Genomic DNA, 8,408 nt, shown 5'->3' with positions numbered 1-8,408 from the left:
AATGATTTTTTCCATAGTCAGTTTTCTTTTTCTTGAGAAGTTCCTCTCAGCATCGATACAGAAAGACTTGGCATTAGCAGCAATTGTTTTGATCTGAGACATCAAAAGATTCTTTACTATTTGTGGTTTCATGTGCACCTCCTTGAAATTGAGAAATATGCTTACAATTTCAAGGGCCGCTTTCGCTACCTCTAAAAACAATCAGTAGCGAAAGCGGCCGCACTTTTCGGTGTTGCTGTCAACCCCTTCTTTGCAGAAAAAAAGACCCCTGCATCATTTTTGATGCAGAGATCTTTTAAAGTCCCTCTTAACTTAATGACATTGAATGACAGAGCCAGAGCTTTTTATGAGAAGATGGGAATGAAACCACAAAAGACAACAATGGAAATGAAATTATAAAAATTAAATTCAATTAGAACGAACGCAATAAAAGGAAACGATTTATGATTAAGAAACTGATTTTTATAACATGTACTGCAATCCTTGCATTATTTTTCGTCGGTTGTGGCAAGGAGATAGGTCCTAATTACGAAAATGATAATGTAGCTGATAACTCATCAAATGACGAAAGTAGTAGTTTGAATGTATCAAGTCTTGAAATGACAGAAAGTACAGAAGATGCTAAGGATGGGTTTTTAAATGATTATGATTATCTTTTAACCTATTCAGGATATGGAGATGAGGATGGTGTCTATCCTAAATTATATCTTGTTGACAAAAATGGAGATAAAAAAGAGGATTTAACTGATAGACTGATCAATCTGCTTATGGAAAATAATATCAACGTTGAAGGCATGATACGTCCGGACTATTATGCTTCTGATATTGGTGTTTTATTTACCGAATTGTATTTTGATGGAAAACCACAAGGATTATTTGCTATTGATATAAGAAATAATAGGATTCAAAAAGTCTTTTCTCAATATGAATTTGGAACTTATTTTATTGATTGTATGGAGTACTATGATAATAAGTTATATGTACTTTTTTACGATAAGGATGATATCAAGATAGAGAAGGAGTTTTCTATATCTGACGGATTTGTTTTTGACCTTGAAGAGTCGGATAATTACGAGGTTTTGCAAAGTATAGATGATTATTATGTTGAAAAATCTTCGTATCATTTTTCGGATTTATATTCAAGAAAAGTCTTTTCCCTGAAAAGAGCATTTGATGAAATCGGATATGTGGTTGTAACAGGTTACGATAACGGTGTACAGCGTTATTTTAAGATAGAGCCGGATGGTAAAAAGGAAGAATTAAATCTTTTACATGATAAAAAAGGCAATGTCATATATTATGACAAGGAGAAAATTATTTTTGCTGCCGAAGCTTTCAGATCTGCTGAATATGCTACAGATGTTTATTCATTAGACTTTAAGAACAACAAACTAGATAAAATTCTTGATGTCTCAAGTAAAAATATATTTGATGTAGATAATAATAAGCTGTATTATACAGATCAGTATTCTTTACATGAATTTGATCTTGAGGATAGAACGGATAAGCTTGTTTATTCCTATGAAGAAAAAGCGGGTGTGAGTTTACCATATAATGAATATTATCAGTTTAAAAACGGTAATATATTTGTTAGTGATATCAAAGATGCCGAGCTAAAATGGTTTAGAATAGATGGCTATAGTGATGATGCGCAGCTTATAGATATAGATTGTCCGATAAAAACGATAAACAGTCTAAAATATGGATCAGTGGAGCATAAATCCTTTGAGGGTAATTGTCCTTTCTGCGGCGTCAATGTATGGCGGGGGGATTATGAACTGTTTAGCTTAAATAAAGAGTATTCTAAACAGGCGTCAAAAATAAATAAAGCGCTCAGTGACAAAATGGAAGAATTTGTAGATAATAGTAAGCCATATGCTGAGGATGAAACGGAGTGTGATTATCATAATGATGACGGATATTACGGTTATGAAGAAGAATTTAGAGTTTCTGATGTCAGAATTTTAAACGATAAATTTCTTGCTGTTGAAATGCCGGAATTTTCATACGGAGGCGGACCTCATGGCACTTATTATACAGATGAATATATCTTTGATCTTGAAACGGGAGAAGAGCTATCAATGGAGAATTTCTACCCGGGAACGGAAGATGAATTCAAGACTTTGATCGCCGGTAAGATTTTGGAAGATAGAAACATTAATCCGGATCATTATGCGGTAGATGAGGAGAACGGTGAAGAGAAACTGTATAATGAAGCTTATGAACGTGCGTCAATAGATTCTTCAAATATATCTTATTATGATGATCATGCGACCTATTGCTTTAATGTATATGAACTGGGGTCATATGCTTCCGGTGAATATAAAGTAGATATTCCTTATGAAGAGCTAAACGGAAATTCTAAGCTTACAAGAAATAAATAATAAATAAATCCGAAAATGCAATAACTGCGCATTTTCGGATCATTTATTTATAAAATGTTATTTCTAAAAATCAGATCTGTTCAAGATCTTCCTGCGTAAGCATCTTGATTGATTTATTAGCAGCAAGCTTAGCTTCGGCGTTCTTGGTATCGCTTACTCTGAAGATCATGTAAGCGTGATCTTTGTTGGAACCGCCAGAGAAAGCGTACATGTACTCGATGTTTACCTTGGCTTCATCGAATACTGTAAGAAGTTTATCAAGTCCGCCCATTTCATCCGGTATCTCGATTGCAAGGACAGGAGTGAGGCTTGCAACGAAGTTGTTTTCCTTAAGAGTGTTAACAGCTGACAGAGCATCGTCTACTACAAGCCTTGCGATACCAAAGTCCTTTGTCTCTGCAAGAGAAGTAGCACGCATGTCGATCTTATTGGCTGCAAGGACACCTGTCATCTTCTTTAAGGTTCCGGGTTTATTCTCAAGAAATACTGAAATCTGCATAACGCTCATGGCTGTATCCCCCTTGTTTGTATTTTATACTATTATTATATCTGATTTTGCGGTTAAAATCTCGGTTAAATGACCGGTATCAGATCTTTCTGTTATCGATAACTCTTACGGCTTTTCCTTCGCTTCGTGCAATTGACTTGGGAGCGAGGAGAGAAACCTTTGCCTTAATGCCGAGCATGGACTTAAGGCCTTCTACAAGCTTCTTCTGACGTTCCTCAATCTCACCGACATTATCTGTGAACATCTCGGGAGTCATCTCAACCTGTACATCAAGAGTATCCGTGTTGTTGACTCTGTCTACAACGATCTGATAGTTAGCTGCATAGCCGTTGTTCATAAGAACAGTTTCGATCTGGCTGGGGAATACGTTTACACCGCGGATGATAAGCATATCGTCTGAACGACCCATAGGCTTAGCCATACGCACGTGGGTTCTTCCGCAAGAACATTTTTCTCTTGTGAGCTTGCAGATATCTCTTGTACGATATCTGATCATAGGGAAGGCTTCTTTATCTACCGCTGTAAATACGAGCTCACCCTGTGAACCTTCGGGAAGGACTTCCTCTGTATCGGGATCGATGATCTCAGCGATAAAGTGGTCCTCATTGATGTGCATTCCGTTCTGCTCTGAACACTCAAATGCAACACCGGGGCCTGAGAGCTCTGTAAGTCCGTAAATGTCGTAAGCCTTTATTCCGAGAGTTTTCTCGATATCGGCACGCATTTCTTCACTCCATGCCTCAGCGCCGAAGATTCCTGCCTTAAGCGGAATATCATCGGGGCCGTAGCCCATCTCTTTAAAACGCTCTGACAAATATGCCGCATAGCTGGGAGTACAGCAGAGGATAGTGGCACCAAGATCGTTGATGAACATTATCTGTCTGTCTGTATTTCCCGAACTGATTGGAATAGTAAGAGAGCCTACTTTGTGTGAACCGCCGTGGATTCCGGCACCACCTGTAAAGAGGCCGTATCCGTATGCAACATGAACAACGTCTTCATCCGTTCCGCCGGCAGCCATGATGGCACGCGCACAGCAATCCTCCCAGAGATCAAGGTCGTGCTGTGTGTAGTAGGCAACGACTCTTTTACCTGTTGTTCCTGATGTTGAATGAATACGTACACATTCCTTTAAGGGCTTACCGAGAAGTCCGTAAGGATATGCATCTCTTAAATCTTTCTTTGATAAGAAGGGAAGCTTATGGAGGTCATCAACTGACTTGATATCATCAGGTGTAACGCCTTTTTCTTCCATTTTTTTGCGGTAGTAGGGGACATTATCCCATACATGCTTAACCTGTTTAACTAGTTTTTCTGATTGGATCTTACGAATTTCCTCATAAGGGGCGCATTCGATTTCTTTCTGATAATATCGCTCCATGTCTTTCTCCTTTGTTGTTAATATGAGTAATGCTTACTGATTCTTACCAAGCTCGAAAGCTTTTTTGTTCATCTCAAGGAACTTGGCGGGTACATTGGCTTCAAGAGACTTCATCCAAGCATCTTCGGGAAGATCGAAGTAGTGAGAGAGTCTTCCGAGAAGAACGATGTTAACAGCCTTGGCTGAGCCTGCCTGCTCTGCAAGTGAGAGACAATCAAGAGCATCAACCTTTGCTCCGGAAGCTTTTAATTTAGATACTAGGTCCTCGGGATACTCTGCAGCACCTGTAATTACAGGCATGGGATCGATCTGCTGAGTATTGGTAACGATCTGACCGTCCTTTTTAAGGAAAGGAAGCCATCTGGCTGCCTCAAGGATTTCGAATGAAACGATGTAATCAGCCTCGCCCTTATCAATAACGGGAGAGTAAACCTTATCACCGTATCTTACATATGTAACAACGGATCCGCCTCTCTGAGACATTCCGTGAACTTCGGACACCTTAACGTCATAGCCCTGTGAAAGAAGGAGATGTCCCAATAATTTGCTGGCAAGAAGCGAACCCTGTCCGCCTACGCCGACGATCATAATATTCTTAGTTTCCATTATCAGGCCTCACTTTCCGCAGTGCTTTCAAATGCACCTACAGGGCACATCTGTGAACATACATTGCATCCAACGCATAATGTGTTATCTATTGTGGCCTTGCCGTTCTTCATTGAGATAGCAGGGCATCCGATCTTCATGCATGACTTACATCCAACGCACTTGTCGGTATTAACCTTAAGAGGTTTGTTGTGCTTAACGTATTTAAGAAGTGCACAAGGTCTTCTTGAAATGATAACTGAAGGAGCCTCAACATTGAGCTCTTCCTTGAGTACCTCATCGCACTGCTTTAAGTTATATGGATCAACGACTCTTACGCGCTCAAAGCCCATAGCTTTGCAAAGAGCTTCAAGATCAATCTTTCCTGCAGGGTCACCCTTGATGTTATATCCTGTAGTGGGGTTCTGCTGATGACCTGTCATTCCTGTGATCGAGTTATCTACGATAACGATAGTTGAATTGGACTGATTATAAGCAACGTTTGCAAGACCTGTCATACCTGAGTGCATGAATGTTGAATCACCGATAACGGCAACAGTCTTTTTCTCGCTCTCAGCACCTCTTACCTTATTAAATCCGTGAACGGCACCGATGGAAGCACCCATGCAAAGTGTCATCTCAATTGCTCCGAGAGGAGGAACGGCGCCGAGTGTATAGCATCCGATATCACCAAGAACGGTGCAATTGTTCTTTTTAAGTGTGTAAAAGAGTCCTCTGTGAGGGCAGCCTGCACACATTACAGGAGGTCTTGCGGGAATCTGCTCATCAATGGTAAAGCCGTCATTTACGTCTTTGCCGAAGGCTTTTGCAAGAAGGTTCTGTGAGAACTCGTCGATAACGGGAAGAAGTTCTTTTCCTGTAACTTTGATTCCAAGAGCCTTAACGTGATTTTCGATAATGGGATCAAGCTCCTCAACAACAAAGAGCTTATCAACTTTAGCTGCGAAGTTCTTTATAAGATCGCAGGGAAGAGGATTGGTCATACCAAGCTTAAGTACGCTTACGGAATCACCGAATACTTCCTTTACATATTGATAAGAAGTGGAGCATGTGATGATACCTATTTCAGTACCGCCCATTTCTACTCTGTTGATGGGATTTTCTTCTGCGAATTTAATAAGATCCAAAGTACGCTGTTCAACGATGGGGTGACGCTTCTTGGCATTACCGGGCATCATAACGTACTTGGCAATGTTCTTTTCATAAGGCTTATCGGGAACAACACGCTCGCCTGTTTCAACGATAGACTGAGAGTGAGCTACTCTTGTGCACATCTTAAGAAGTACGGGAGTGTCGAATTTCTCTGAGATCTCATAAGCAAGCTTGGTGTATTCCAAAGCTTCTTTTGAATCTGAAGGCTCGATCATGGGAACCTTGGCAGCGATAGCGTGATGACGGGAATCCTGCTCATTCTGAGATGAATGCATTCCTGCATCGTCAGCCACAACGATTACAAGACCGGCGTTAACGCCTGTGTAAGACATTGTATAAAGAGGGTCTGCGGCAACGTTAAGTCCAACGTGCTTCTGAGCACAGAATGCTCTGCGACCTGCGAGTGATGCGCCGAAAGCTGACTCCATAGCAACCTTCTCATTAGGTGCCCATTCGCAATATATTTCATCATACTTGGCAGCTTCTTCGGTAACTTCGGTACTCGGAGTTCCGGGATAGCTGGATATAAAGCAGACTCCGGCCTCGTAAAGACCGCGAGCAACTGCCTTGTTGCCCAGCATGAGCTGCCCGTTCTTTGTTTGATCCATGGTAAAAAACCTCCTACAGAATAAATATACCAATTTAACGCGATAAAGCTAATATATCATATTTGACCTTTAAATAAAATATGTTTATACTTTACTTTATCACTTTAAAGTGGAGGATTTCTTTATGCCAATAACAGATTTACTGGAACGCAACAGCAAGTTGTATGGGGACGAAGTTGCTCTTGTTGAGATCAATCCTGAGATCAGAGAAGAGCAGAGGGTTACATGGAAGGAATATGAGCTTATTCAGCCTACTTCTACAGCATATTACAGAAGACAGATCACATGGTCGGTTTTTGATGAGAAGGCAAACAGAGTTGCCAATATGCTTATCGAAAGAGGAATTCAGAAAGGTCAGAAATGTGCGATCCTTCTTATGAATTGTCTTGAATGGCTTCCTATTTATTTTGGAATTCTTAAAGCGGGAGCTATCGCAGTACCTCTTAATTTTAGATTTGATGCGGAAGAGATAGATTATTGTCTTAATGCTTCCGATTCGGATGTTCTTTTCTACGGACCTGAATTTATCGGCCGTATCGAGGATATAGCCCAGAAGATCAAAAAAGAGACACTTCTTTTCTTTGTAGGAGATCAGTGTCCTTCTTACGCAGATGATTATTACAGACAGGTTTCAAACAGTTCATCCGTTGCTCCGAGAATTCTTATCGAGGACAAGGATGACGCTGCGATTTATTTTTCATCGGGAACAACAGGTTTTCCAAAGGCTATTTTACATATTCACACAGCGCTTATGCAGTCTGCAAAGATGGAAGCAATGCATCATGAGACAACTCATGATGACAATTTCCTTTGCATTCCGCCTCTTTATCATACCGGCGCCAAGATGCACTGGTTCGGTTCTCTCTACACAGGTAGCAGAGCTGTATTGTTAAAAGGAAACTCACCTGAGGCAATTTTCAGAGCCGTTTCCGAGGAAAGATGCACTATAGTTTGGCTTCTTGTTCCGTGGGCTCAGGATATTCTTGCAGCATTGGATTCAGGTAAGCTCAAGATTGAGGATTATCATCTCAAACAGTGGAGACTTATGCATATAGGTGCTCAGCCTATTCCGCCGAGTCTTATTAAGAGATGGCTTCAGTACTTCCCTAATCATAAGTACGATACCAACTACGGACTTTCAGAATCTACAGGCCCCGGCTGCGTACATCTCGGTGTTGAGAATGTAAGCAAGGTCGGCGCTATCGGAATTCCCGGCTATGGCTGGAAGACCAAGATCGTTGATGAAGAAGGTAAGATAGTAAAACAGGGCGAAATCGGAGAACTTTGTGTAAAAGGTCCCGGAGTCATGGTAGAATATTATAAGAACCCCGAGGCAACAGCCGAGATTTTAAAAGACGGCTGGCTCTTTACGGGTGATATGGCACGTCAGGACGAAGATGGATTTATCTTCCTTGTTGATCGTAAGAAAGACGTTATCATTTCCGGCGGTGAGAATCTCTATCCCGTACAGATTGAGAGCTTCCTTATGAAGAACGACAAGATTCACGACGCTGCCGTTATCGGACTTCAGGATGACAGACTTGGTGAGATCGCTGCTGCGATCATACAGGTTAAAGAGGGCATGACTCTTACAGAGGATGAAGTTGAGCGCTTCTGCGTTGACCTTCCCAGATACAAGAGACCCAGAAAGATCATATTTGATAAGGTCCTTCGTAATCCCACAGGTAAGATCGATAAACCCAAGCTTCGTGAGAAATACTGCGGAGCACATCTTGTAGAACGACAGAATCAGTCATGATGTATAAGTT

General features: G+C 41.0%; 6 protein-coding genes. 2 read left to right on the top strand and 4 right to left on the bottom strand.

The window, feature by feature from the left end:
* Positions 1 to 443: 443 nt before the first annotated feature.
* Entirely contained in the window at positions 444 to 2,384 is a 1,941-nt protein-coding gene (locus tag BM377_RS09230) for a DUF3298 domain-containing protein (protein WP_092247132.1), read from the top strand.
* Positions 2,385 to 2,454: 70 nt separating this feature from the next.
* Here the strand turns inward: BM377_RS09230 and BM377_RS09225 are convergent, their stop codons facing one another.
* From BM377_RS09225 to iorA, 4 genes are all read right to left on the bottom strand, one after another.
* Positions 2,455 to 2,892: an acetolactate synthase gene (locus BM377_RS09225; protein WP_092247129.1), complete on the bottom strand. Its 438-nt coding sequence runs from the start codon at positions 2,890 to 2,892 to the stop codon at positions 2,455 to 2,457.
* Between the two features lie 79 nt (positions 2,893 to 2,971).
* Complete coding sequence (locus BM377_RS09220) at positions 2,972 to 4,273, bottom strand: phenylacetate--CoA ligase family protein (protein ID WP_092247125.1); 1,302 nt, start codon at positions 4,271 to 4,273, stop codon at positions 2,972 to 2,974.
* 33 nt (positions 4,274 to 4,306) lie between these two features.
* Positions 4,307 to 4,879, bottom strand: coding sequence for an indolepyruvate oxidoreductase subunit beta (locus BM377_RS09215; RefSeq protein WP_092247122.1), 573 nt, complete (start codon positions 4,877 to 4,879; stop codon positions 4,307 to 4,309).
* A gap of 2 nt (positions 4,880 to 4,881) precedes the next feature.
* Complete coding sequence (iorA, locus tag BM377_RS09210; protein ID WP_092247118.1) at positions 4,882 to 6,639, bottom strand: indolepyruvate ferredoxin oxidoreductase subunit alpha; 1,758 nt, start codon at positions 6,637 to 6,639, stop codon at positions 4,882 to 4,884.
* Positions 6,640 to 6,763: 124 nt separating this feature from the next.
* Here iorA and BM377_RS09205 point away from each other — a divergent pair, with 124 nt between their 5' ends.
* A complete protein-coding gene (locus BM377_RS09205) occupies positions 6,764 to 8,398 on the top strand; it encodes a class I adenylate-forming enzyme family protein (RefSeq protein ID WP_092247115.1) in 1,635 nt (544 codons plus the stop codon).
* The last annotated feature ends 10 nt before the right edge of the window (positions 8,399 to 8,408 follow it).

Origin of the sequence: Butyrivibrio sp. INlla21, assembly GCF_900116875.1 — a bacterium.
GTDB lineage: Bacteria > Bacillota > Clostridia > Lachnospirales > Lachnospiraceae > Butyrivibrio.
This window is presented reverse-complemented; position numbering and strand designations above follow the sequence as displayed.